The sequence below is a fragment of the Cellulosilyticum lentocellum DSM 5427 genome (assembly GCF_000178835.2).
Classification (GTDB): domain Bacteria; phylum Bacillota; class Clostridia; order Lachnospirales; family Cellulosilyticaceae; genus Cellulosilyticum; species Cellulosilyticum lentocellum.
In genome coordinates, this window is the sequence record NC_015275.1 from 2,637,177 (window position 1) to 2,663,270 (window position 26,094).

Annotated in this window: 30 protein-coding genes; 2 read left to right on the forward strand and 28 right to left on the reverse strand. The window is 34.4% G+C overall.

Annotation, left to right across the window (positions count from 1 at the left end):
• Positions 1 to 2 precede the first annotated feature (2 nt).
• The 7 genes from CLOLE_RS12060 to CLOLE_RS12090 all read right to left on the reverse strand — a co-directional run bounded on the left by CLOLE_RS12060 (position 3) and on the right by CLOLE_RS12090 (position 4,996).
• On the reverse strand, positions 3 to 500 hold the full coding sequence (locus CLOLE_RS12060; protein WP_013657397.1) for an NADH-quinone oxidoreductase subunit NuoE family protein: 498 nt from the start codon (positions 498 to 500) through the stop codon (positions 3 to 5).
• Positions 501 to 693: 193 nt separating this feature from the next.
• Positions 694 to 1,401 (reverse strand): PHP domain-containing protein, encoded by a 708-nt coding sequence (locus CLOLE_RS12065; protein WP_013657398.1) that lies wholly within the window; start codon positions 1,399 to 1,401, stop codon positions 694 to 696.
• A gap of 11 nt (positions 1,402 to 1,412) precedes the next feature.
• Positions 1,413 to 1,742: a DRTGG domain-containing protein gene (locus CLOLE_RS12070; protein WP_041712989.1), complete on the reverse strand. Its 330-nt coding sequence runs from the start codon at positions 1,740 to 1,742 to the stop codon at positions 1,413 to 1,415.
• A complete protein-coding gene (locus CLOLE_RS12075; RefSeq protein WP_202945202.1) occupies positions 1,672 to 3,090 on the reverse strand; it encodes a [Fe-Fe] hydrogenase large subunit C-terminal domain-containing protein in 1,419 nt (472 codons plus the stop codon). Before CLOLE_RS12075 ends, CLOLE_RS12070 begins: the two co-directional genes overlap by 71 nt.
• A gap of 6 nt (positions 3,091 to 3,096) precedes the next feature.
• On the reverse strand, positions 3,097 to 3,510 hold the full coding sequence (locus CLOLE_RS12080; protein ID WP_013657400.1) for an ATP-binding protein: 414 nt from the start codon (positions 3,508 to 3,510) through the stop codon (positions 3,097 to 3,099).
• 1 nt (position 3,511) lies between these two features.
• The gene (locus tag CLOLE_RS12085; RefSeq protein WP_013657401.1) at positions 3,512 to 3,862 is read right to left on the reverse strand and encodes a hypothetical protein; all 351 of its coding nucleotides are present in this window, start codon (positions 3,860 to 3,862) and stop codon (positions 3,512 to 3,514) included.
• A gap of 15 nt (positions 3,863 to 3,877) precedes the next feature.
• Positions 3,878 to 4,996: an AlbA family DNA-binding domain-containing protein gene (locus tag CLOLE_RS12090; RefSeq protein WP_013657402.1), complete on the reverse strand. Its 1,119-nt coding sequence runs from the start codon at positions 4,994 to 4,996 to the stop codon at positions 3,878 to 3,880.
• Between the two features lie 222 nt (positions 4,997 to 5,218).
• On the opposite strand from CLOLE_RS12090, the gene CLOLE_RS12095 reads away from it, so the two are divergent.
• Complete coding sequence (locus CLOLE_RS12095; protein ID WP_013657403.1) at positions 5,219 to 5,845, forward strand: DUF4397 domain-containing protein; 627 nt, start codon at positions 5,219 to 5,221, stop codon at positions 5,843 to 5,845.
• Positions 5,846 to 5,984: 139 nt separating this feature from the next.
• Here CLOLE_RS12095 and CLOLE_RS12100 read toward each other — a convergent pair whose 3' ends face one another.
• Positions 5,985 to 6,767 (reverse strand): flavin reductase family protein, encoded by a 783-nt coding sequence (locus CLOLE_RS12100; RefSeq protein ID WP_013657404.1) that lies wholly within the window; start codon positions 6,765 to 6,767, stop codon positions 5,985 to 5,987.
• A 324-nt stretch (positions 6,768 to 7,091) separates the two neighbouring features.
• Here CLOLE_RS12100 and CLOLE_RS12105 point away from each other — a divergent pair, with 324 nt between their 5' ends.
• Positions 7,092 to 7,823: a PEP-utilizing enzyme gene (locus CLOLE_RS12105; protein ID WP_013657405.1), complete on the forward strand. Its 732-nt coding sequence runs from the start codon at positions 7,092 to 7,094 to the stop codon at positions 7,821 to 7,823.
• Between the two features lie 241 nt (positions 7,824 to 8,064).
• On the opposite strand, the gene CLOLE_RS12110 is transcribed toward CLOLE_RS12105, so the two are convergent.
• The 20 genes from CLOLE_RS12110 to tsf form a co-directional block, all read right to left on the reverse strand.
• On the reverse strand, positions 8,065 to 8,376 hold the full coding sequence (locus tag CLOLE_RS12110) for a hypothetical protein (protein WP_013657406.1): 312 nt from the start codon (positions 8,374 to 8,376) through the stop codon (positions 8,065 to 8,067).
• A gap of 85 nt (positions 8,377 to 8,461) precedes the next feature.
• Positions 8,462 to 9,133, reverse strand: a complete 672-nt coding sequence (locus CLOLE_RS21890; protein WP_013657407.1) for a CPBP family intramembrane glutamic endopeptidase — start codon at positions 9,131 to 9,133, stop codon at positions 8,462 to 8,464.
• A gap of 67 nt (positions 9,134 to 9,200) precedes the next feature.
• The gene (locus tag CLOLE_RS12120; protein ID WP_013657408.1) at positions 9,201 to 11,318 is read right to left on the reverse strand and encodes a polyribonucleotide nucleotidyltransferase; all 2,118 of its coding nucleotides are present in this window, start codon (positions 11,316 to 11,318) and stop codon (positions 9,201 to 9,203) included.
• 202 nt (positions 11,319 to 11,520) lie between these two features.
• Positions 11,521 to 11,784, reverse strand: coding sequence for a 30S ribosomal protein S15 (gene rpsO, locus CLOLE_RS12125; protein ID WP_013657409.1), 264 nt, complete (start codon positions 11,782 to 11,784; stop codon positions 11,521 to 11,523).
• Positions 11,785 to 11,887: 103 nt separating this feature from the next.
• The gene (locus CLOLE_RS12130) at positions 11,888 to 12,865 is read right to left on the reverse strand and encodes a bifunctional riboflavin kinase/FAD synthetase (RefSeq protein WP_013657410.1); all 978 of its coding nucleotides are present in this window, start codon (positions 12,863 to 12,865) and stop codon (positions 11,888 to 11,890) included.
• Between the two features lie 97 nt (positions 12,866 to 12,962).
• A complete protein-coding gene (gene truB / locus CLOLE_RS12135) occupies positions 12,963 to 13,973 on the reverse strand; it encodes a tRNA pseudouridine(55) synthase TruB (RefSeq protein WP_013657411.1) in 1,011 nt (336 codons plus the stop codon).
• Positions 13,974 to 14,037: 64 nt separating this feature from the next.
• Positions 14,038 to 14,394 (reverse strand): 30S ribosome-binding factor RbfA, encoded by a 357-nt coding sequence (gene rbfA, locus CLOLE_RS12140; RefSeq protein ID WP_013657412.1) that lies wholly within the window; start codon positions 14,392 to 14,394, stop codon positions 14,038 to 14,040.
• Between the two features lie 25 nt (positions 14,395 to 14,419).
• Positions 14,420 to 16,519: a translation initiation factor IF-2 gene (infB, locus tag CLOLE_RS12145; RefSeq protein WP_013657413.1), complete on the reverse strand. Its 2,100-nt coding sequence runs from the start codon at positions 16,517 to 16,519 to the stop codon at positions 14,420 to 14,422.
• Positions 16,520 to 16,536: 17 nt separating this feature from the next.
• On the reverse strand, positions 16,537 to 16,848 hold the full coding sequence (locus tag CLOLE_RS12150; RefSeq protein WP_013657414.1) for a L7Ae/L30e/S12e/Gadd45 family ribosomal protein: 312 nt from the start codon (positions 16,846 to 16,848) through the stop codon (positions 16,537 to 16,539).
• Positions 16,835 to 17,110 (reverse strand): RNase P modulator RnpM, encoded by a 276-nt coding sequence (gene rnpM / locus CLOLE_RS12155; protein WP_013657415.1) that lies wholly within the window; start codon positions 17,108 to 17,110, stop codon positions 16,835 to 16,837. The genes CLOLE_RS12150 and rnpM overlap by 14 nt, the downstream gene beginning before the upstream one ends.
• A gap of 4 nt (positions 17,111 to 17,114) precedes the next feature.
• Positions 17,115 to 18,245 carry a transcription termination factor NusA gene (gene nusA / locus CLOLE_RS12160; RefSeq protein ID WP_013657416.1) on the reverse strand — a complete coding sequence of 377 codons (1,131 nt, stop codon included), beginning with the start codon at positions 18,243 to 18,245 and terminating at the stop codon, positions 17,115 to 17,117.
• Positions 18,246 to 18,276: 31 nt separating this feature from the next.
• Entirely contained in the window at positions 18,277 to 18,738 is a 462-nt protein-coding gene (locus tag CLOLE_RS12165) for a ribosome maturation factor RimP (protein ID WP_013657417.1), read from the reverse strand.
• Between the two features lie 175 nt (positions 18,739 to 18,913).
• Positions 18,914 to 19,972, reverse strand: coding sequence for a flavodoxin-dependent (E)-4-hydroxy-3-methylbut-2-enyl-diphosphate synthase (gene ispG / locus CLOLE_RS12170; RefSeq protein WP_013657418.1), 1,059 nt, complete (start codon positions 19,970 to 19,972; stop codon positions 18,914 to 18,916).
• A complete protein-coding gene (locus CLOLE_RS12175) occupies positions 19,969 to 20,985 on the reverse strand; it encodes a M50 family metallopeptidase (RefSeq protein ID WP_162145079.1) in 1,017 nt (338 codons plus the stop codon). The genes ispG and CLOLE_RS12175 overlap by 4 nt, the downstream gene beginning before the upstream one ends.
• An 11-nt stretch (positions 20,986 to 20,996) precedes the next feature.
• Positions 20,997 to 22,160: a 1-deoxy-D-xylulose-5-phosphate reductoisomerase gene (locus CLOLE_RS12180; RefSeq protein WP_013657420.1), complete on the reverse strand. Its 1,164-nt coding sequence runs from the start codon at positions 22,158 to 22,160 to the stop codon at positions 20,997 to 20,999.
• Between the two features lie 9 nt (positions 22,161 to 22,169).
• Positions 22,170 to 22,979 carry a phosphatidate cytidylyltransferase gene (locus CLOLE_RS12185; protein ID WP_013657421.1) on the reverse strand — a complete coding sequence of 270 codons (810 nt, stop codon included), beginning with the start codon at positions 22,977 to 22,979 and terminating at the stop codon, positions 22,170 to 22,172.
• An 11-nt stretch (positions 22,980 to 22,990) separates the two neighbouring features.
• Complete coding sequence (locus CLOLE_RS12190) at positions 22,991 to 23,707, reverse strand: isoprenyl transferase (RefSeq protein WP_013657422.1); 717 nt, start codon at positions 23,705 to 23,707, stop codon at positions 22,991 to 22,993.
• 82 nt (positions 23,708 to 23,789) lie between these two features.
• Complete coding sequence (gene frr, locus CLOLE_RS12195; RefSeq protein WP_013657423.1) at positions 23,790 to 24,344, reverse strand: ribosome recycling factor; 555 nt, start codon at positions 24,342 to 24,344, stop codon at positions 23,790 to 23,792.
• A 19-nt stretch (positions 24,345 to 24,363) separates the two neighbouring features.
• Entirely contained in the window at positions 24,364 to 25,071 is a 708-nt protein-coding gene (gene pyrH / locus CLOLE_RS12200; RefSeq protein ID WP_013657424.1) for a UMP kinase, read from the reverse strand.
• A 109-nt stretch (positions 25,072 to 25,180) separates the two neighbouring features.
• Positions 25,181 to 26,089: a translation elongation factor Ts gene (gene tsf, locus CLOLE_RS12205; RefSeq protein WP_013657425.1), complete on the reverse strand. Its 909-nt coding sequence runs from the start codon at positions 26,087 to 26,089 to the stop codon at positions 25,181 to 25,183.
• Between the last annotated feature and the right edge of the window lie 5 nt (positions 26,090 to 26,094).

A 26,094-nucleotide genomic window follows, 5' to 3' on the forward strand; every position in this document is an offset into this window, starting at 1 on the left:
CCTTACGCTTCATCATATTCACTTAGGATTTTCTTCACTTCTTCTGCTGAGCCAATACGGCCATATACTTTTTCCCCAATAAGCACAACGGGTGCAAGACCACATGCGCCTACACATCTGAGTGCATCTAATGAGAATCTGCCATCAGCTGTTGTTTGTCCTACTTCAATACCCAATTCTTTTTTGAAAGCATCCAATACTTTATCTGCACCACGTACGTAACAAGCAGTTCCGAGACAAACAGATATAGGGTATTTTCCTTTTGGTGTCATGGTGAAAAAGGAATAAAAACTTACTACGCCATAGACTTGTGAAACAGGAATATTAAGCTTTTCACCTACAAACATTTGAACTTCTTTAGGTAAATAGCCAAATAAACCTTGTGCCTTATGTAATACTGCAATAAGTGCCCCCTTTTTTTCAGGTAGCTCATTAATGAACTGTTCTAACTCAGCATATAAACTCTGGGTTAGCTTATTATTGCAACTTTCACATGCCATAATATATCCTCCTTATTCCATAGGTTCTATCATTTTTGTTAAAAAAATAACAAAAATGATACAAAATAGGTAATTACTTTATGAAAATACCACAAAGTATAATTAAAGTCAATCAACAAATTCTGAACTTTCAGTAATGTTGTATACTTTCAATGAATTTTATGTCAGTTTTTGTATGTAATTATCATTTTATTTAGTTATTATTATTTAATTGATGGACCAGATGAATCAATTCATGGTTTGAATTTGGTAAAGCTCTTCCGTTTTCAGCAATATCTAATAAATAATGTGCATCAGATGATTGAATAATTGTGCATTTATTATACATATTTTCATATTCTTTAAAGGATGCTTTTCGTGAAATCTCCAGTATATTAAAATTTAATTCTTCTGGTACAGCTCCTAAGTTAGATAAAATGCTATAGCTATTTCGGTCAATATGCGCTGGATAAATAACACCATTTTTTCGTCTCACTTCTTTTACTATATCTGATACGGTTATTTGAGTAGCCGTTAAAAGTAACTGTTCTAATTCTCCTACAATATCATCTTCTTCATTTAATATAAGCTGTGGACCAAATAAATCTTTTCGGTTATTAATTTTAGGAAGTCCTTCATTAATCCACTGCCCTATATCCTCTGCTTCTTTTAAATTAGCAAATAAAGCGATTAAATGGAACTCTTCCATGCATTCGATTTCAATGCCCGGTATAACCAATAACCCTTTTTCTCTTCCAACCGTCATAACAGCCTCACAGTTCGCAGTTGTTTGGTGATCTGTAATCGCAATAGCTTGTAAACCTTTAAGTATACTCATATTCACGATATTATTGGGTGTCATGGTTATATCAGCACACGGAGAAACGGCAGTATGAATATGAAAATCATATATTAGTGACATACTGACCTCCTTTACAATAGCTTTGCAATTTGATTGGCTAATGTAAAGCTATTACTTTCTGAGGTAAATACAGGTATTTTTTCTTGGTTTGCTCTTAACTTTACAGCTTCATCAATCTCTACACCCTCTGCCAAAATAATAGCTGATATACCTACCATAACAGCTACTGCTAGCGTATTCATATGTCCTTGTACAGTAATCCATACATCATCTTCTTTCGCATGTGCAATAACAAAACTTAATAAATCCCCTGTATAGCCATCTTTTACTTCACGTGATAAGCCACTTTCTCCTGCTACTAATTTTAAATTTAAAGCTGCTTTGAGTTCTCCTACTGTCATTTGATCTCCTCCTTTTTCTTTTTCCTTTTTCTGTTGGAACATTTATTTGTGTTAATGCATGCATTTGATTAGATAAATCTTTAATCTTTTCTCTTAGCATAAAGACACATTCTTCAATCTTTGCTTTTTGTTTAATAACATCTTCTGCAAAACATCTACAAGTAGGTGCCCCACAAGCTCCACAATCTATTTGTGGCAAACGGCTATAGAGTTCTTCTATCCCTTCCATCTTTGCAATTGCTTTCTCCATATCACTATCTAGTGTAAAAACCGGCCTTGGTGTAATACTTTTTTCAAAATAACAAGCTTCTTCTTTCAATGCTTTCCAAACATCTGAGTGTTTTACAATTTGCTCCGTACTTTCCTCATCGATCCATTTTTTAAGTGTATTACAACTTACAAATGCATTTTCAACGGTTAAAACACCACCTAAACATCCACCTGTACATCCAAGAGCTTCAATATAGCTTACATTCGTTAAAGTGCCATCTTCTACCTTTTCTAAAATCTCAATCACATTTTCCATACCATCTACAGAAACATGACTTTTTATACGATGTTGATCTAGGCTTCCTGTTCTCATGGCCCACATGAGGCCAATATAACTACTTTTGCGATGTAGCTTTTTGCCTTCAAAATGTTTTAAATTAGGCTTAATTTTTTTATATAGTGCTTGCATAGATAAAACACCATCTACATAAGACCTACAAAATCCTTTTGGACGATGAATTTCAGTTGCTTTAGCTGGACAAGGTGAAATAAAAAACACACCTACTTGCTCCTCCTCAATACCTCTTTCTGCATATTGTTTCTTCACATAACGCGCTGCTAACTCCATAGGTGACATAAGCGGTAACAAATGGGGTAATAACGATGGAAAGCGTCTTTGAATCAATCTTACAATAGCCGGACAAGATGATGAAATGACTGGTAAGTGTGTTGCCTTTTCTAGATAATCATATGTTCTTTGTGTAATCATTTCTGCTGCAAAAGCTACTTCAAAACAATCTGTGAAACCTATGCGATAAAGTGCTTCTAATATCTCATTAATATCTTTTGCTGCTGGAAACTGAGCATATAAAGAAGGTGCGGGGAGAGCTACTCGATAAGTATACTTATCAAGCAGCTCCCATTCATCCATGACTGCTTTTTTAGCACCATTTCTACAAATTCTTATACAATTACCACAGTCAATACAACGTTCTTCTATGATTTCAGCTTTTGAGCCCCTCACTCTAATAGCCTCCGTTGGACAGCGCTTAATGCAATCTGTACAACCAATGCATTTCTCTTTTTCTATTGTTACTGAATGGGTATACATAAGCGCTTTTCCTCCTTTCTCATTCATTCATTATTACTTTAAAAAGACTTTAATGGTTACAGTTGTTCCTACTCCTACTTTAGATTCGATATGCAAGTCATCACTGTATTTCTTCATATTCGGAAGCCCCATCCCTGCACCAAATCCTAATTCTCTTATTTGATGCGACGCAGTTGAATAGCCTACTTGCATGGCCTTATCAATATCCGGTATACCTGGGCCTACATCTTTCAAACTAACAGCAACATAATCAGCACAAACCTCTGCCTCTATATCACCTCCATCAGCATGAATCACCATATTCATTTCTGCTTCATACATAGCAATTGCAATTTTTCTAATAATAGCTGCATCCATTCCCAGTTGTTTTAAGGTTCGTTTGAGTGACGCTGAAGCCTCTCCTGCTCTTAAAAAATCTTCCCCATCTACCTGGTAATGTAATTTCATACTATGCGTCTCCTTTACCCGTTAAACCAGCTTCATATAATTTACCACAAGCCATATAAAGTGGTTCTTCTGTTGAAAAAATAGTCATCCCCTTTTCCTCGGCTAATGCAATCATATCTTCACTAGGTGATTTACCTCTTACAAAAACAATCGCTTTAATATCTAGCATTTCAGCTGTACGAATCACTTGTAAGTTAACAAGTCCGGTTAATAATAAAACCTTTTCTTTTGCAAAAGCTAAAACATCACTCATCAGATCACAACCACAAGCTGTATAAACTTCACTGGAAAGTTGTTCTTCTCCAATCCACAATTTTGCATTTAATATGCGTTTTACTTCTTCTAATTGCATAATGGTTCCCCCCTTTTAATAAACTGCTGTTCCTGGTAAAGTTACTTCAAAAACACCTTCTAAACGTTTGGATTCGATTTTTATTCCTCCAGCCGCTTTAAAAAGTTCCTTAGTTTTCTCAAGTCCTATGCCAAGATGAAAGTTATCTTGTCTTTGACTCATAATAAGTAGCCTTGAATAAAGCCAAGGATTAACACGCCAACGTTGCTGTCTTCCTTCATAAACTTCATGACTCATTGGGTTTGTTACTCTAACATAGTCTTTATTAATAACAACCTGAATATATTGTGCATTATTCCAATAATTTCTATGTATAATCGCATTTGTAAGTACTTCTACTAAACCAGATATCGGATAAGCTTCAGGTAAAAGCTTACTTACCTGTTCTCGAAATGTTTTTAGCATCTCTAAAATGTTACCATCTATTCCTATTATTTGACTATTACAACTCACTTCTACAATGGCTTGTGGTATAAAATCTTGTGGATGCTTTCCAAATAACAATAGGCCACCATAGGTAGGATAATAAGCTTCCCTTTCATAATCCGTTGCAATAATACCTAATGAACTAAGTAATAAAAGCTGCTCAGGATTATTATCCGAAGGGTTACCCCATTTCATACATAAAGCTTTTTCATCTAAATCCTTTAAACTACTTCCTCTACAAGGTACATTTTCAAAACTTAACATGCCATATTGTTGCAGCATATTAGCCACTTCATGCCTTCCAGCTTTATCTGTCGTAGACCCCCTCCTTATATAAAAAGCACCTGTTTGAAGCATTTGATGAGGTACTTGCATACTTTTAAAAATGGTAACAACCCCCAGCACCTTACCTTCAACTTCTATCGTATCAAATCGTACAGGAACAGGTGGTGTTGCCCTATTAGCAATTACTTGTTGAATACGTTCTTCAATATGCTCAGGAATAGCTTCTAATCCTATTATTCGTCTTGTGGCATCTTCTACCCCAAATACAATATAGCCTCTACCACCTGGTGTATTTGCTATAGCAATTACATCTTTTACAAACTCTTTTTTTTCTGAATCTAAATCTAAACTTAATTTCAATTTAAAATCTAATTTAAATCCCTCATCATTTTTTAAAAGCTGCATCAGTTTCTGTTTGTTCATCTATAACCTCCCTGAAGATTCCATGTAATGATATCTCTATTTTATAATATATTTGTTAATATGAACATCATTTTCTAATTATTTGTAAAATAATTAGTTATTTTCTCTAATTCACATGATTTTTCTATCACAAATTAACGTATACACCTTCTACTAGGTAAATAACATGATTTTTAACACTTTACATATACTATAATAGAATATGAATAATGAGGCACTGTTATGAAAAAGAAAATGGACACCTCTGAGGCTTTTTTACGTTGTTTTCATGCCTTTACAAGTCCAATGAGTCTGGATGTTTATTTAGACGATGTACTTTATATAAAAGACTTGCTTTATGAAGACTTTAGTTATTATGAACCTCTTACAAGAGGAGAACACCAGATCTATATTACTGTACATGAGCAAACTGATATTTTATGCACACGTTCTATTTGGATAAGTAATGAAAAAATTTATACCCTTATTATTACCACTGATTTTAAAACATCAGGTCCTGGTCTTTATTTGATTAACGATGCTAAGCGTCCCATTCCTGAAGGACATTGTTTATTACGTCTAGGTACTTTTTGTGATTTATCAGACTTAGTCAATGTTCAATTTTCTGAACAAACTCCGACTTTTAAAAAGATCTCTCCCCATCAAAGCTCCCATTATCTTTCTTTTACTCCTAGTACCTATAGCATAACTGCTTTGTCTCATGATCAAACTCATTCTTTCTGTGAATTAAAAAATTGCTCTTTAAAAGTTGCTCGCATTTATACACTTTATCTAATTGGAAATACTTCAGAAACTTATCCTATACACTTTTTATTATCTATTGATGGCAGTTCTTTTTTATCTTTTTAATAAGGCAATTAAGTACATCTCAAACAAAGAAATAGGAGTGAATAAATTTCACATTTATTCACTCCTATTTCTTTGTTTTTATTATTCTGCCTCTATTCATAAACGAATAGAGAACGCCTTATCATCAACTTCTACTATCCTAGTTTTTCTTTTTCTGACGAATAACAGTCTTTTTTGAGAAAGTATTCTTTAAGGTTTCAACTTTTTTCGTATTACTCTCCGCCTTATACTTTTTCTTAGCTTTTTGCTGGCTTTTATTTCTGTTTTTATGATTATCAGTTGATTCATCCTTTATTTTATTAGCTTGGAAACTTTTAGATCCTTTTTGTATTTTAATATCCTTCTTATTCGTCTTACAAATAGAATAACCAAAACTTCCTAATTCTTCACCTAAGCTTAAATAGCTTCCATGAGAATAAGCAATTAAATCTGTTGCATTTAAATGAAATTTTCCCTTTTCGTCTAAATATTTTTCATCAATATAAACATTCATCACATCTGCAATGAACATATGATGCGAACCCAATTCTCTGATTTCTTTTGTTTTACAAACAATGCTTACAGGACTTTCCCCTATCATGGGGCAACCTGTGTCCTCATCTCTTATTACCGTCAGGTCCATAGCTTGAAATTTATCTATGTCTCTTCCACTTTTTACACCACAAAAATCCGTAGCTCGCACAAGGCTTTTAGTGGTAAGGTTAATGACAAAATACCCACTTGTTTTAATAAGATCATAGGAAAAGCGAGACGGCCTTAAAGAAATATAGGTCATAGGAGGATTAGTACAAATGGTACCTGTCCAACCTACAGTTACAATATTAGCTCTTTCACTATCCCCGCAGCTTACCATGGCAGCTGGAATCGGATAAACCATATTTCCCGCTTTCCACTTGGTTTTTTGAATTTTATTCTTCTTCATCTATTGGTAGTCAATCCTTTCAAGTTCATTAGTCAATATTTTTTACTATACCAGTAATGGATAACGTTTTCAAGTCTATTTAATAACAGTAATGGATAAAAATAAAGAGTATTAGTGATGAAAAAATAAAACATTAGCTTAATTTGTCATTAAAATTTATTAAATAAATATAATGTTGTTTATATTATGTCATTATGTTATTATTTAGGAAATACAAAAACGGAAGGATGATGTAGATGAGCGCTTTAATTATTATTTTTATACAACCAACTATACAGAGGGGGCTAGCTAGACGTTAACCCTCTTATTAACCAGGAGGATTGAATGAATACTGTACGAAAACTTTTACAAACTAATAGCCAAGAAATCAAAGAAAAATTAGACCAAGCTTATACAAGCATAGCATTTTTTCAAAATAATAGAGCGTTAGAAGATGCTAAAGCTAAAATGACTCAACATATACTTGAGGTAACTATTCTATTAGACCAGTTCAAACCCTATATTCCAGAGTATAAGCAACGATATTTTGATATCGTAATGAACCATAAACAACTAGGTTTATCTACAAGAGATTTAATTATGTCTTTTGATCAAATGGTTTTCGAATTACACACAAGACTTGAAAAAAATCTTTCTAATCATCAAGAGTTGCAAGCTTGGAGTCCTCTAATGAGAGAAATCCTAGATGTCAGAAGACAGATTACAGGAAATAGTGTTAAACACGAATCTGATGCTAGCCAATTTGTCACATCTGGTCTTAGTGTTGTGAGCGGATGTGTTAAAGCACACGTTGCTATTATAGAAGATATGGAAGACTTAAAAAACATTCACTCAGGATGTATTATTGCCTCAAGAATGACCACACCAGATTTTATGATCGCTATTCATAAGATATCTGGCATCATTACCGAGCAAGGTGGTAGGCTCTGTCATGCAGCTATTTTGGCAAGGGAATATAACATTCCATGCATTGTTGGCTGTGGTACCTTTATCAATCAATTAACGGAAAATGAAGTCCTTATTTTAGATGCAGACAATGGAATAGTACTTAAATAATAAAAAGAAGTTCTCTTAAGGGGAAGATACCATCTTGTCAGAAAATAACCTATAAACTGATAAGATTTATGAAATTCTGTGATTCATTTTGTAATGAAAAAAGTGAATTACGTTAAAATATCATTTATAATGAGAGACTCAAAATTAAACCATCACTTCAAGTGATGGTTTAATTTTGTCCCTTCCAAAGCGTAATGCTCAGAATATCTGATTGTCTTTCCTTTATAACTAGATACCAGATCTATAACAACTGATTGATACACTCTAATATCTCAAATTCTAATACACTATTAAACTCTTCTTCTTTCAATTGTTGAAGCTTATTTTGCACCTCAAATAGACCTATAAATAATTGCCATTGTTCCTGACCTTTTTGATATTGTTCTATCACTTGCTTCTTTTCTAGTTTAGCTTGTGAAAGGCTAATGGCTTTTGCTGCATATTGCTGATATAGGCCTCGTGAAGAAATATAGTAACACTGTTCATGCATAGCTAACCCATTAGGCATGGGTGCATTTTCTTTTGCTAATCGGTCTAATTCCTTAATATCCATTTTCACCTTCCCCCTCTTTTAGAAAAATAATGCTTGTTTCTCCTTGTTTATTGTAACCAATCTTCAACTGAATATCATTTGTCTCCTATAAAATACGACCTACAAAACTACCCACATACCAACCAATGAAATTGATAACCATATGCATGATAAAAGTAGACAAGAAATTTCCTTCCCTTTCTCTTACTATTCCGAACACCAGTCCCATAAAAGTACTATATATCTTTTGTAAACCTAATTGATGTAAGCTTCCAAACAAAATAGCTTGAATAACAATAGCAAAAGTTGCTCCAAATCCTTCTTTTAAGTAAGCTTGCATTTTCCCTCTAAATAAATACTCTTCTAAAAAGGGTGCCATAATGACTAAAACAATAAATCTTAAAATAATCTCATTGTTACTAAAAAGTTCACTAATTGCTTCATATTCTGGAAAAAAGGGAATGAGTACTTGTGTTACAATAATACACATGAGCCAAGCTCCTAATCCCATTATAACATAACGTAGGATTAATTTAATATGAATCTCTTGTTTCTCTTGCTTAATAAGTGGCTGATTTGCCGTAAAAATAACAAGCCCTATGAAACAAAGGATCTGACTTGCTAAACTAATAGCATATCTATGCTCTGTTATAACCATCTGATAATTTGCTGGATTTCCAGTAAATAGTTCTACTCCTATGCTTACCATTGTAGAAGCAAGCATAAACCATCCGACTAATAAAATGGCCTTAAATAAAGCTGATACTTGAGACTTCATAATTTCCTCCATTTATTGATAATAATCTCTAAAAAATAAAAGGGAGGTTTCCCTCCCTTTTGTTTTTTTATTCTTTTTCCTTTTCTGGCTTTGGAAGAAGTACCTTGTGTGATAAATTAATACGACCTTGTTTATCGATTTCGATTACCTTTACTTTAATAGAATCACCAACAGCTACTACATCTTCTACTTTTGCTACACGTTCATGAGCTAATTGAGAAATATGAACAAGCCCTTCTTTACCTGGCACTAATTCTACAAAAGCACCAAAATTCATAAGACGCATAACCTTACCATCAAATTCTTGCCCTTCTTCGATTGGCCTAGCAATGCCTTCGATCATTTGAATTGCTTTTTGTGCTTTATCAGCATCTGAACCACAAATAAAGACACGTCCATCGTCTTCAATATCAATCTTAACGCCTGTTTCTTCAATAATACGATTAATCATTTTACCTTTTGGTCCAATTACTTCACTAATCTTTTCTGGATCAATAGTGATTTGTGTAATAACTGGTGCATAAGGAGATAAATGATCTCTTACTGCTGGAATTGCTTTTAACATGATTTCATCTAAAATATAAAATCTTGCTTTTTTTGTATTTTCTAAGGCACCTTTAATAATTTCAGGTGTAAGACCTTTGATCTTCATATCCATTTGAATAGCTGTAATCCCTTTGTGTGTACCACCCACTTTAAAGTCCATGTCTCCAAAGAAATCTTCTAATCCTTGAATGTCTGTAAGAAGTACGAAATCATCAGCTGTTTCTCCTGTTACAAGTCCTACTGAAATACCAGCAACTGGTGCTTTAATAGGTACACCTGCAGCCATTAATGATAAAGTTGAACCACAGATACTTGCTTGTGAAGTTGATCCATTTGAGCTAAGTACTTCTGATACAGTACGAATAGCATATGGGAATTCTTGTTCAGTTGGTAATACAGGCACTAATGCACGTTCTGCTAAAGCACCATGTCCAATTTCACGACGTCCTGGAGCACGTGGTGCTCTTGCTTCTCCTACAGAATAAGGTGGAAAATTATAGTGATGCATGTAACGTTTAGAAATTTCTAATTCATCTAATCCATCTAAAGTCTGCATTTCAGATAAAGCTGCTAAAGTTGTTACAGTAAGCACTTGTGTTTGGCCTCTAGTGAATAAACCTGTACCATGAACACGTGGCACTAAATCTACTTCTGCTGCAAGTGATCTGATTTCATCTAATGCACGACCATCTGGACGCTTTGACTCTTTTAAAATCATACGTCTAACTGTTTTCTTTTCAAATTGGTAGAAAGCTTCTTCTAGATAAACTAAATCCTCTTCTTTACCAGCTTCAGTTAAAGCTACAATAACCTTCTCTTTTAATGCCTTCAGTTGTACTTCTCTTACTTGTTTATCATCAGTGAAAACTGCTTCTTCCATTTGTTTATCGCCAATATGAGAAACTATTTCATTATAAATCTCAGCTGGTACACCAAATTTAACATAATCCTCATTTTTAGCTTTTCCACAGTCTGCCTTAATTGCTTCAATAAACTGTACTACCTGTTGATTAAACTCATGGCCCTTCATAATGGCATCAAACATTATATCTTCAGGTACTTCATTGGCACCTGCTTCAATCATCATGACTTTATCTTTAGTTGAAGAAACCGTAAGAGCTAAGTCTGATTTTTGGCGTTCTTCTTGATTTGGGTTAAATACAAGATTACCATCTACCAATCCCACTTGTACAGAACCTACTGGACCTGCAAAAGGAATATCAGATATATCTACTACTAAAGATGCTGCAATCATAGCTGTTACTTCTGGACTACAGTCTTGATCTACAGATAGTACAGTTGTTGTAATCACAACATCATTACGATAATCTTTAGGAAATAATGGACGCATTGGTCTATCAATAACTCTTGATGTTAAAATAGCTTTTTCTGAAGGTCTAGACTCACGTTTAATATAACCACCTGGTAATCTACCTACAGAATAGAATTTTTCTTCATAGTTAACACTTAAAGGGAAGAAATCGATGCCCTCTTTAGGTGCATCTGCTGCAACAACTGTTGCTAAAATCATCGTGTCACCATATCTTACTGTTGCTGAACCATTCGCAAGGCCTGCTACTTTTCCAATTTCTACTGAAAGTTCTCTTCCAGCTAATTGGGTTGAATATTTTTTTACCATTTGTATTGCTCCTCTCCAAATATGATTTCATTTGTTACATTTTAAAACTCATCAAATTAAGAAGAGAAAGCAATGTTGCGCAATCTTATAAGCCGTCTCTCATGAAACAGATTATAACATTGCACAAAATACATCATTCCTCTTCTTAACCATTCTATTCCTTAAATGTTAAAAAAGGGCGGAATAATCCGCCCACTTTTTATTATTTTCTAATTCCAAGATCAGCGATGATTGAACGGTATCTTTCGATATCTGTTTTAATAAGGTAGTCAAGAAGACCTCTTCTTTTACCAACCATCATTAATAATCCACGACGAGAGTGGTGATCTTTTTGATGAGTTCTTAAGTGATCTGTTAAGTGATTGATTCTCTCTGTTAATAAAGCAATTTGTACTTCTGGAGAACCAGTATCATTTGTACCTCTAGCATATTTTGCCATAATTTCTTGTTTACGTTCTTTAGTCATTTGATTGACCTCCTAATAAATTTAATTTATGCCGTTTACCAAGAATGGGTCGGAGCGTCCCAACTCTGAGTAAAGGTATATAACCTTGAATAGTATAGCATATCTACTTGTCATTTGCAAATAAGTTTATTGGATTTGCGAAAAATTCTTGGACATGCCACTTATCTTGCTGAATTTGTGCTTTTAAAGCGTTGATATCTTTAAACTTTTGTTCGGGACGAACATAGTGATAAAAATAAACTTCTACAGCTTCACCATAAATATCTGCATCATAATTAAAAATATGTGTTTCTATCATTTTTCTTTGACCCGATACAGTTGGGTTAACCCCTATATTAGTCATGCCCCTATAAGTCTTACTATATACCCTTACAACAGTAGCATAAACACCATTAGGCGGATACACACGATCTGGGTCAGCAATGAGATTAATCGTAGGAAATCCTATTGTACGTCCTAGTTGTTTTCCTTGCACCACATTGCCTACTATCATATATGGATGACCTAACATCTCATTGGCCTTTTCTATATTCCCTTCTAAAATAAGTTTTCTTATAGAAGAACTTGATATCATACTGCCACCTATCTTTACTGCATCTACAATGCATACCTCTATATTATATTTTTCTCCTAATTGCCTTAAATACTTAGGATTACCTGTTTTCCCTTTGCCAAAATAATAATTACTACCTACTACAAGTATCTTTGCTTTCAGTCTTTTCATTAATATATCTACAAAGAAGGTCTCTGGAGAAATAGCCGCAAAAGTTCTTGTGAAAGGATACTCTATTAGTTCGTCTATTCCCATTTCACCAATTACCTGTTTTTTATCTCGCCTAGACATTATAAGCGCTTTTCGATTATCTCCAATCACCCATGTTGGGTGTGGGTAAAACGAAAACACGACTGTTCTTAGTCCATTTGCTTTAGCTCGGTCCTTCGCAACCTGAAATAATCTTTGATGCCCTTTATGTACACCATCGAAATTCCCTAAAACTACTACACAGTCCTCCTGTCTCATAATATCAGCAGTTCCATAAATATACTGCATCCCTACACCTCTTATCATGATTTGATTCATTTACTCCCTATAACTATACCATGATTTTTACGTTCATCAAAGGGGTAAGTTGAACAAAACACCCCCTGCATGTTGTACATGTATGAGGGTGCTTCATTTATGCATTATAAAACATTCTTTCTACTTTAAAACACGATTTATCCAAATCCCATTTATAAAGAGCTACAAATCGATTAGAAGTATCTGCTACACGTATTAAAGTAGTCATAAAACTATCATTAAAGTTCTCTATATCTCTTTTTCTTAGAGCATTACCGTTAAATAAAAGTTTCTCACTCATTTTAGTAATATGAGCTATAGGATACATTGCAAACAACTCTTCAATGCCTACTATATAATGTTCTAGATTATCTTTATATGCTTCAAGTTGTTCTAAAGTAATACTGTCTTCTAATTTAAATTGGCCTACTTGTAATCTAAGTAATGTACCCATATGCGCACCGCAGCCTAATTGACGTCCAATATCGGTACACAAAGTGCGTATATAAGTACCTTTTGAGCAGCTCACTCTTATCTTGAAGCGTTTCTCGTCTATCCACTCAATAATATCGCATCCATAGATTGTTACTTCTCTACTCGGTCTTTCAACAACTATTCCTTTTCTAGCAAGCTCATAAAGTCGTACACCATTTACTTTAATCGCAGAATACATAGGTGGTGTCTGTATATAGCTACCTATAAACGAATCCACTACTTCCGTAATCATTTCCTTAGTAGCTGTCACTTCTTTGTGTTCTAACACTTCTCCAGAGGCATCTTCTGTCGTTGTTGTCGTTCCCAAAACAACTTCTGCTTCATAACATTTATTGGCATCAGAAAGATAAGGAACAACTTTGGTAGCCATACCTATACACAATGGTAACACGCCTTCTGCATCTGGATCTAATGTTCCTGTATGACCAATCTTTCTTTCTCTTAAAATACCTCTAGCTTTAGCTACTACATCATGAGAAGTAAAACCTTTTTTCTTATAAATATTAATTATTCCATTTAGCATTCTTATTCCTACTTTCTCACTTTCTATCATGTAAAGCCTTTCGTATTCAGCTGTAATATGCCCATAAAGAAGGCCACATAAAGTGGCCATTTTTACACTAATAACTATCATTACCTTATGTCAATCATTAGAATACTTACTCTTTTAGTAACTATAGTTTCTTAACTTTATTTTGTTATTTGTTGTTATCTTTCATAACATCTGCAATCATCTTTGACATTTGCATGCCACGTTCGATAGATTCATCTAGTCTAAATAAAAGTTCAGGAGTATTTCTTAAATTAATACGTCTAGCAATTTCTTTACGTATATAACCTTGTGCTTTTGTTAAAGCAGCTAATGCTGCCTCTTTTTTATTATCTTGAAGTACACTAATGAAAACTTTTGCAGTCTTTAAATCATTTGTTGTTTCTACTGCAATAACACTAATCATTGCATCTTGAACTCCTGGATCCTTAATATCGCTACGAACTATTTCTGCAATTTCTCTACGCATTTCTTCATTTATTCTAGTTAATCTTTGACTAGCCATTTTATTCACATCCTTTTGAGGAGATTTATCTAGGAACCTCTTCCATAATGAAGGCTTCTACAGTGTCACCTTCTTTAATATCATTGTATTTTTCAAACATAACACCACATTCATAGTTAGTTGCTACTTCTTTAGCATCATCTTTGAATCGTTTAAGGGAGGCAAGATGTCCTTCATAAACAACAATACCATCACGCACAATACGTACTCCCGCATTTCTTACCATTTTACCATCTGTTACATAAGCCCCACCAATAGTACCAACACCAGACACCTTAAAGGTTTGACGAATTTCAGCATGACCAATTACTTTTTCTACAAACTCTGGATCAAGCATTCCCTTCATCGCAGCTTTAATATCATCTATGGCATTATAAATAACACGATATAATCTTACATCTACTTCTTCACGATCAGCATAAGCTTTTGTAGCAGCTTCTGGACGTACATTAAATCCGATAATAATAGCCCCTGATGCAGATGCTAATTGAACATCTGATTCTGTAATCGTTCCTACCCCGCCATGGATTGTTCTAATTCTTACTTCTTCGTTGCTTAATTTTTCTAAGCTTTGACGCACTGCTTCTACAGAGCCTTGAACATCTGCTTTAATGATAATATTAAGTTCTTTCATTTTCCCTTCTTGAATTTGAGTAAAGAGATCATCTAAAGAAACTTTATTTGGTGTTTGACCAATCATTTGTACACGGCCTTGTGCTTTAATACGTTCAGCTACTTGACGTGCTTGTTTATCACTATTAGCTACATAGAACATATCTCCACCTATTGGTACCTCAGATAAGCCTAAAATTTCAACTGGCATTGATGGACCTGCTTTTTTCACTGATTTACCTTTACTGTCAACCATGGCTCTTACACGTCCATACGCAGCACCTGCTACAATCGGATCGCCAATTTGAAGTGTTCCACTTTGTACAAGAACAGTTGCTACTGGCCCTCTTCCTTTATCGAGTTGAGCTTCAATAATCGTACCACGTGCCTTACGTCTTGGATTGGCTTTAAGATCACCCATTTCCGCTACAAGAAGTACCATTTCTAATAAGTTGTCGATGCCTTGGTGCTTAAGTGCAGACACAGGTACACAAATAACATCGCCACCCCAATCTTCTACAAGTAAGCCTTGATCAGATAGTTCTTGTTTAACACGATCTGGATTTGCTCCTGGTTTATCAATTTTATTCATTGCTACAATAATTTGTACATTAGCTGCTCTAGCATGATTAATCGCTTCAATCGTTTGAGGCATTACCCCATCATCAGCTGCGACTACTAAAATAGCAATATCTGTTACTTGTGCGCCTCTCATACGCATTGCAGTGAAAGCCTCATGTCCTGGTGTATCTAAGAAAGTGATTTTTTCACCATTTAAACTAATAGAAGATGCACCGATATGCTGTGTAATACCACCTGCTTCTCCTGATGTTACATGAGTTGAACGAATAGCATCTAATAATGATGTTTTACCATGGTCAACGTGTCCCATAACAACTACAACTGGAGGGCGTTTTTCTAAGTCTTTTTCATCATCAATGACTTCTCCAAAGACTTCTTCCATAACATCTTTTTCTTCTTCTGGCTCTACAATAATATCATATTCTTCTGCAAGTTCAGCAGCTAACGCATAATCAATTTCTTGATTGATTGTAGCAATAGTACCTCTCTTCATCAATTTTTTTATAATTTCAGTAGAAGGTACGCTCAATTCTGTTGCAAAATCCTTGATTGAGATACGTACTGGTAATTGAATTACTTTAATCTCATCTGTTACATTTTCCGGTTCATTTTTTGGTTGATTATTCATATTTTTATTTTCTTTTACGCCTTTCTTATTCTTTTTACTTTTCTTGCCCTCAGTTTTAATTATTTCCTCTGTTGCTGCTACCTCTGTTTGTATAACTTGGTCTGCAGTATCATTATGCTCTACCTCTGGGGCTGCTTTTTCACTCACTTCTTTATAATAATTAATAATTAATTCAGCTTCTTCATCTTCTAAAGTACTCATATGGCTATGTACTTCAAAACCATATTCCTTTAGTTTATCCATGATTTCCTTACTTGTAAGTTCTAATTGTTTGGCTACTTCATATACTCTTATCTTAGACATATATCTACCTCCAAATGTTATTGACTCTTACTTATCATCTCGTCGATCTTCTTTGCGAAATTTTCATCAACAATCGCAATAACTGCACGGGGTTCTTTTCCAAGTATACTTCCTAATTTTTCTTTTGTTCCCCATTCCTTACAAGAAATGTTTCTATAACCACTTTTATCATTAAAAAGTTTTTTTGTATTATGAGATGCATCTTCTGCTATAATAACAAGTTTAGCTTCTTGTTCTAAAACAGCCTGTTTTGCAGCAAATTCACCTGCGACTAATTGTCTTGCTTTTTGACACAAGGCAATCATTTGATAAATTCTATTCTCCATCATAATTATCAAACTCTTTTCTAAGTTGTTCATAAATACTTTTATCTACTGCCATTTTAAAAGAACGCTCTAGACCTTTATTTTTTTCTGCTTGCGTTAGGCAAGCTTTATTAGGGCAAATATATGCGCCTCTACCTGGTTTCTTCCCATGAAAGTCTAAAGAAAAGTTACCTTCTTGATCTCTTACAATACGAATCATTTCTTTTTTGTTTTTCATTTCATTACAACCCGTACATTTACGTAAAGGAATTTTTCTTTGTTTCATAGGCCTATTCCTCTACTTCTTCATTAACTTCTACACTTTTAATGTCAATCTTAAAGCCGCAAAGTTTTGCTGCTAAACGTACATTTTGTCCGCCCTTACCAATAGCTAATGTTAAAATATGTGAAGGTACAATGACTTTAGCATTTCTTTCCCCTTCAGTTTCTTCTAACTCTACATCAATGACTTTAGCAGGACTTAGTGCTTCTCTGATAAATTCTTTTGGATCTTCACTCCAATGAACGACATCTATCTTTTCACCATTAAGTTCTTGAACAATATTATTAATACGTTTACCTTTTTCTCCAACACAAGCCCCAACTGGATCTACTAATGGATCATTAGAATAAACAGCTATTTTTGTGCGAGAGCCTGCTTCTCTTGCAATGCTTTTAATCACTACAGTCCCATCTTTGATTTCAACCACTTCTTGTTCAAATAAGCGTTTAACTAATTCTGGGTGAGTACGAGATACAATAACTTGTGCACCTGCATTTTTAGATTTACCATCTAGTTTATTCTCATTTTTATTAAAGTCTTTTACGTTTAATAAATAAAAGGCTTTATACGTACCTATGCCATCATTCATTTCCATTTGTTCATCAAAATTATCATTTGGCATAGCTTCAGTAGATGGAAGAGATGCTTCTGTAAAATCAAGTTGAACAATATAACCATTCTTTTCTCTTCTTAAAACTTTACCTTTAACAATATCATTTAATTTTACACTGTATTCTTCATACACCATTTGGCGTTCTGCTTCTTTGATCTTTTGAATAACAACTTGCTTAGCATTTTGTGCGGCAATACGTCCAAAATTTCTTGGTGTGATTTCAATGTCAATAATGTCATCTAATTGTACAAGTCTATTTAAATTTTGTGCTTCTGTAATACCAACTTCTAATAACTCGTTTGTCACTTCTTCGTCTGGCACCACTGTTTTTGCAGCAAATACTTTAACATCTCCTGTTTTCTCATCAATATTAATTTTGATATTTTGTTTACCGTTGGTGCTGATACCAAAATGCTTTTTACAAGCTACTTCAATGGATTGTTTAATGGCATCGATTAATTTTTCCTTATTAATTCCTTTTGATTTTGCAATTTGATCAATTGCCATAATGAACTCTTGATTCATTTTTATCCTCCTCCAAATTTTTCCTTATCTTCTAAAAGGTAATAGCTAGTCTTACAACAGCTACATTTTTCATTTCAAATTCAAGATTAGTTCCTTCATCGTCAATGTATAGCTTATCTTCGGTCTTTTTAATTAACTCACCTGTAAAATGCTTTTGTTTGTTAATAGCTTCATAAAGTTTTACATCTACTAAACGCCCTTTAAATCTCTCAAATTCCTTATCCTTTTTTAAAACACGGTCAAGTCCTGGAGAACTTACCTCTAATACATAAGGATCTTTAATAGGATCTTTTTCATCTAGTACCTTCTCTATAGCACGACTAGTAAGCTGACAATCTTGAATAGTGATGCCACCTTCTTTATCAATATAGATTCTTAAATAATAGTTTGGTCCCTCTTTTACATATTCTACATCAACCAGTTCATAATGTAGCTCAGCGAGTATTGGATCTAGGTATCCTTCTATTACTTCAATAAGTTCTTTTTTATTCATACTCTCATCCTCTCATACCCTATAGTTTTGCATAAACTCAATTATATATACATCTAAACAATACGAAAGAGTGGGTAAAAACCCACTCTTTCTCACACGTTCATGATTATAATGACTAAATTATATCAGCTTTTGACTGAAAAATCAACCCTCATGTATGATAAACTTAAAAAGCTTACATTTGATTAACTTCTGCCATAAAAGCATCAAATAATTCATCTTCCTTGACCTTCTTTAATATCTGTCCTTTTTTAAAAATAAGGCCTTCACCTTTTCCACCAGCAATCCCTATATCAGCTTCTCTCGCTTCTCCAGGTCCGTTAACAACGCATCCCATAACAGCTATTTTAAGTGGCTTCTTAATATGCTTTGTAGCTTTTTCTACACGATTAGCAAGTTCTATTAACGCCACTTCTGTTCTTCCACAAGTAGGGCAAGAAATAATTTCAACACCATACTGACCTAGGCCTAGTGATTGAAGCACATTTTGTGCACATTCAATTTCTTTTAGCGGATCATCTGATAAAGAAACCCTTATAGTATCTCCTATACCTCTAGATAAAATAGCACCTAAGCCTACTGAAGATTTAATAGTTCCTTTATACAGTGTTCCTGCCTCAGTTATCCCTACATGAAGTGGGTAGTTATAACGCTCTGCAAAAGTTGTATAAGTTTCTATTGCCAATGGTACATTTGAAGCTTTTAGCGATACAATAATATCCTTAAAGTCTAACGCTTCCAGAATACGAATATGCTCACTGGCACTTTCTACCATAGACTCAGCATTAACACCACCGTATTTCTCTAAATTAGCCTTACTAATAGATCCAGAGTTAACGCCTATCCTTATTGGAATGTGATAAGCCTTAGCTTTCTCAACCACAGCTTTTACTTTTTCCTCGTTTCCTATATTTCCAGGATTAATTCGTAATTTATTAATACCATTTTCTATAGCCATTAAAGCAAGACGATAATCAAAATGAATATCTGCTACTAATGGAATATGAATACGTTTTACTATAGCTTCAATAGCTCTTGCTGCTTCTTCATGAGGAACAGCTACACGAACCATTTCACAGCCTGCTTCTTCTAATTCTAAAATTTGAGCCACTGTACTTTCTACGTCTTGAGTTTTCGTATTAGTCATGGACTGAATCACAATAGGATTACCGCCACCAATAACAATATCCTTAACGTGTACAGGGCGTGTATTTTCTCTTGTATTTAATATCATAAGCTTATCCTCATAAAATCATTATAAATAAGTACAACTGTTAAAATCATCAATAAAACAAATCCAATAAAATGAACTGCTCCTTCTTTTTCAGGAGGAACTGGTTTACCTCTCAGCATTTCTACTAGCACAAATACAATACGTCCTCCATCTAAAGCTGGTAATGGGAATAAGTTGACTACTGCAAGATTAGCTGATAATGCTGCTGCTATAGTCATCATATTTAAAATAGCTATACTTAAACCACCACTTTGCATACTCGTATCCCATATCTCTGCGCTCTGATTCACAACGCCTACAATACCTGATAATTGATTCATGCCTACAGCACCCGTGAAAAGATCAACAAATGCCTTCCACACCTGAGCTATGATTAAGCAAGCCCAAATAACACCGCTTTTAATGTTTTCCCATATATTAAAATGAATAAAAGTAGGTGAAAATCCCAAACGTGAACGTTCTTCTTTAGGCATCCATTTAGAAGTAATAGGTGTCGTAAATGTTTCACTTCCTCGTTTTACAGTAAGTGTATATGCTTTTTCTTCTTTTTCTAAAACCTTAGACAAGTCAGACAAACGCTCTACTTTATGACCATCAATAGCAATAATTTGATCGCCTACCTTTAGCCCTGCTTGTACTGCTGGCATATCAGCCTCTAAAGAAGCTATTTCATTACTTCCATATCCTTGGTAACCCACTACAATACTTAAAAGGACACAAGCTAATACAAAATTCATAATAGCACCAGCACTAACAATCAGTAACTTTTGCCAAGGTTTTTTAGCCGCCATTGCTCTAGGATTTACAGACTCTCCTACTTCTTCTTCCATACTGCAAAATCCACCAATAGGAAGTAATCTTATGGAGTAAACCGTTTCACCTTTTTTTGTTGACCATAATATAGGCCCCATTCCAACTGCGAATTCATGAACCAAAACCCCACATTTTTTAGCAGTAATGTAGTGTCCCCACTCATGAACAATAACAATACAGGCAAACATTAATATAATCATAATGACTTTTATCAAAGTTCAGTCACCTTCTTTCTACTATATTCCCTAGCCCATTCATCACACCCTAGTATATCTTCTAAGGTTGGCCTATTTATACATATGTGCTTTTCCATCACCATATGTATAATTTTAGGAATATCTAAAAATCTTATCTGCTTATTTAAAAAACTAGCCACTACCACCTCATTAGCTGCATTTAAAACAGCTGGCATCGTTCCTCCTATTTCTAATGCATCATACGCAAATTGCAAACAAGGGAATAAATTTTTCTTAGGTGCCTCAAAGCTTAATGTTCCAATACTGGCGAAATCCAGTGACTTAATATAGGATGCATCAGTACGCTCTGGATAATACAATGCATAAGCGATAGGATGCCTCATATCAGGCTGTCCTAGTTGTGCAATTGTAGAACCATCAACATATTCTACCATAGAATGAATAATACTTTCTTTGTGTACAATAACATCAATTTGACTTGGCTCTACATCAAATAAGTATTTTGCTTCTATCACCTCTAGCCCCTTATTCATTAAAGATGCTGAATCAATGGTAATTTTACTCCCCATCGCCCAATTAGGGTGTTTAAGTGCCGCTTCTACTGTCACTTGCTCTAACTGCTCTTTTGTATAAGTCCTAAAGGGCCCTCCAGACGCTGTTAGAATTAATTTTGATACACTCTTATGCTCATTACCTCTAAGGGCCTGAAATATAGCAGAGTGCTCACTATCTACTGGTAAAATGCCTACTTTATTTTCTTTAGCTGAACGCATCACCAATTCTCCTGCAGTAACCAGCGTTTCCTTATTAGCTAAAGCAATTGTTTTGCCTGCCTTAATGGCTGCTAAAGTGGGGAGTAACCCAATCATTCCTACCACAGCTGTAACAATCATATCTGCAGATTCTAAAGTGGCTAATGTTACTAACCCTTCCTCTCCACTTATAACTTCTGTATGAATCTGCTTTACTTTTAAGCGCTCTTCTAATAAAGTGGCCTTTTCCGGAAGCATTACACATACTACTTGCGGTTTAAAGGCAATAATTTGCTCTTCAAGTAAGTCTATATTACTATAAGCTGCTAAACCCGCTACTTGTATATCCTTATTTCTTCCTACTACATCTAAGGTTTGTGTTCCAATAGACCCTGTAGAGCCTAAAATAACTATTTTCTTTTGCATTTTTTACTCCTATCTCATGATGTTTTCAGCAACTAATACCGCTGTATAAATAGCAGGTGCCACAAATAACAAGCTATCGAATCGATCTAGTATACCACCATGTCCTGGCAAGAGATATCCAAAATCCTTCTCTTTAAAATAACGCTTAATGGCAGATGCAGCTAAATCACCTATTTGAGATAATATCGCACTTAAGATCACCGCTATTACTACTAAAACCATATATCCTCTTAGCTCTGCTGAACTATATGAAGTATAAATCATTGTATAAATATACCCTATAACACCGGCTCCTAATACCCCTCCTATACTACCTTCTATCGTTTTTTTAGGACTTAACTGAGGCGCTAATTTATGTTTGCCGATTGTAATGCCTGTAAAATAGGCACATGTATCAGATCCCCATGAGCTAATAGGAATAAGCCAAACCCAAAACATGCCATACTCTATATCTCGAATTAAGGCAATAAAGCTAAATAATAAACTCGTATAAAGTACTGGAAAAAGAGTGAGTGCTACATCTATTATAGAATACTTAGGATATTTTATAACCATTACTGTTAGAAGCAATACAACTATCAAACCTATAAAAATAAGAAAGTAATTTTGTACCCACTCAAAAAAAAGATAGTACATACCAATTACACTATATCCTAACCACTTAATAGGCTTATAGTTCTCTCTCATTACATGGTACATCTCATATAAAGCAATACCACTTACGACTAGCATTGCTACCTTTAACCATGTACCACCTAGTAATAATACAATTATAACAAGGGGAATTCCTAAAACAGCTGTGATAATTCTTGTAAGCACGTCACTTCCTCCTATTCGCTTTTTCCAAATCTTCTTTGTCTTTCATTAAAAGCATCTATAGCCTTATCTAGTTCCTTTGTATTAAAATCGGGCCATAAGCATGATGCAAAATAAAATTCAGTATAGCTTAATTGCCATGGCAAAAAATTACTTGTTCTCATTTCACCACTAGTTCGAATCAATAAATCTGGTTCTGGCATTCCTTTTGTATCTAGATAATCTTCAAAGCAAACTTCATTAATGTCAGCTATATCTAATTTATTCTGCTTCACTTGTTCTGCTATTTTCTTACAAGCTCTTACAATTTCATCTCTTCCACCATAGTTAAAAGCCATATTAAAACAAATGCCCGTTTTATCCTTTGTCATTTCTTCTAACTGAATCACTTTTTCTTTAATACGCTTAGGAATAACCGTTGCTTCTAAATCCCCTATAGCTCTAAAACGATTCATATCTCCACTTGCTTTCTTAATATGATTGTCTAAGTATCTTTCAAACAAGTTCATTAGTCCAGCAACTTCTTCCTCAGGTCTCTTCCAATTTTCAGTTGAAAACGCATAGACTGTTAAGTATTTGACACCTATCTTCTCAGCATGTTTAATAATACTTTCTAATGTCTTCGTCCCTCTTCTATGTCCTTCATTTCTTGGCAAACCTCTTTCTTTAGCCCATCTACCATTACCATCCATAATAACTGCAATATGCTCAGGTATTTTTCTATTTGACATGCCTGATTCCTCCTATACTAAAAAGCTCCTCTTATCAAGAGGAGCAATTCTTATTAGCATTCATTTGGGTGTTTAATAGGCCCTATACAGATAAAATTTCTTTACTCTTCTTATCCACTAATGCATCAATTTCACCAACAAATTTATCTGTTAATTTTTGTACTTCTTTTTCTGCTACTTCCACTTCATCTTTTGTCATTTCATTAGCTTTTTCCATCTTTTTAAAGGTTTCAAGTGCATCACGTCTGATGTTCCTAATGGCAATTTTAGAGTTTTCGCCTTTTTTCTTAATATCCTTAGTTAAATCCTTACGACGTTCTTCTGTAAGTTCTGGAAATACAAGACGAATAACTTTTCCATCATTAGTAGGATTGATACCTAAATCTGACTCATTAATAGCTTTTTCAATTGCTTTTAATAAAGTACCTTCCCAAGGTTGAATTTGTAAAACACGAGCTTCAGGTACTGTAATATTTCCTACTTGCTGTACTGGTGTAGCAACACCGTAATAATCTACAGTAAGGCGATCTAATACGTGTGGATTAGCTCTACCTGCACGAATAGTTGCTAATTCATCAGCAAATGCACCTAGTGATTTATTCATTTTTTCTTGACATTTGTTTAACTCTTGCTTCATTAAATATCCTCCTTATAATCTACCCTTCTATATAAATGGTTGTACCCATTTTATCTCCATTAGCTACTTTAACAATACTTTGCTCCGCACCTAAATCAAAAACAACAATAGGTAACTTTTGTTCAATGCATAAAGCGGCTGCAGTTGTATCAATTGCTTTTAAGTCTCGCTTTAACATTTCTTGACATGAAAGACGATCATATTTCTTAGCATTCGGATTTGTCTTAGGATCACTATCATAAACACCATCAATATTTTTAGCAAATAATAATGTATCTACTTCAATCTCACAACCTCTTAAAGCAGCACCTGTATCAGTTGAAAAGAATGGATGGCCTGTTCCACCTGCAAAGAAAACAATTTTACCTGCTTCTAAATCCGAAATGGCTTGATCCTTAGAAAATAATTCTGTCATACTACCTATCACAAATGGTGTTTGTACACTAGCTTTTAATCCTTGGCTACGACACACATCTGCCACATAAATAGCATTCATCACTGTTGCTAACATTCCTATTTGATCAGCTTTAGTGCGATCCATATCTCCTGAAGTTCGTCCTCTCCAGAAGTTTCCTCCACCAATAACAACAGCTACCTCTATACCATTGCTAATAAGTACTCCAAGTTGTTTAACAACTCCTGCAATGATTTCATGATCAAAGCCTCTTCCTTGTTCTCCAGCTAAGGCTTCACCACTTAATTTTACTAAGACACGTTTATATTTCATCGTCATTTCCTCCTGCTACCACTACTCTATCATAAATAGTTATTTATTTCTAGATGTATTTTTAACTTTATGCCCATAAAAAAGGGGCACTCTTGTGCCCCCATTTTTATTAACCTTGAATTTGTTTTGCAACTTCTTCAGCAAAGTTCTCTTCTTTTTTCTCGATTCCTTCACCAGTTTCAAAACGAACAAATGTTTTTACTGCATCTGCACTACCAAGTTCAGCTGCAACATATTTACCAACTGTGAAGTCTGGGTCTTTAACATATTCTTGTTCAAGTAAGCAGATTTCTTTAAGTTGTTTATTAAGTCTACCAATAACCATTTTTTCAATGATATTTTCTGATTTCCCTGGATTTTCATTAAGTGCTTGATGCATTAAAATTTCTTTTTCATGAGCTTTCTTTTCTTCTGATACTTGATCAACAGAAACAAACTCTGGATTAACAGCAGCAACTTGCATTGCTACGTTTCTTGCTACTTCATGAGCTTTTTCACCTTCAGCCGCTACTTCAACTACTACTACGATTTTACCACCACCATGTGTATATGCAGCAAGTGTACCATCTGTAGAAATTTTTTGGAAACGACGAATTGTTAAGTTTTCACCGATTGTAGCAACTTTTTCTGTTAATACATCACCAACAGTTTTAGATGCATCTGATGGCCAAGCAAGAGCTTTTAATGCTTCAACATCTGCAACATCGTTATTTAAAACAATTTGTGCTACTTCGTTAACAAATGATACGAATTGATCATTTTTAGCAACGAAGTCTGTTTCAGAGTTAACTTCTACGATAGCAGCTGTTTTACCATCTGCAGAAATCGCTTCTTTTACAAGACCTTCTGCAGCAATACGGTCAGCTTTTTTAGCAGCTTTAGCTAAACCATTTTCACGTAAGTATTCGATAGCTTTTTCCATGTCACCGTTTACTTCGTTTAATGCTTTTTTGCAGTCCATCATACCTGCTTGTGTTCTTTCACGTAATTCTTTTACCATAGCAGCTGTAATTGCCATTTTTG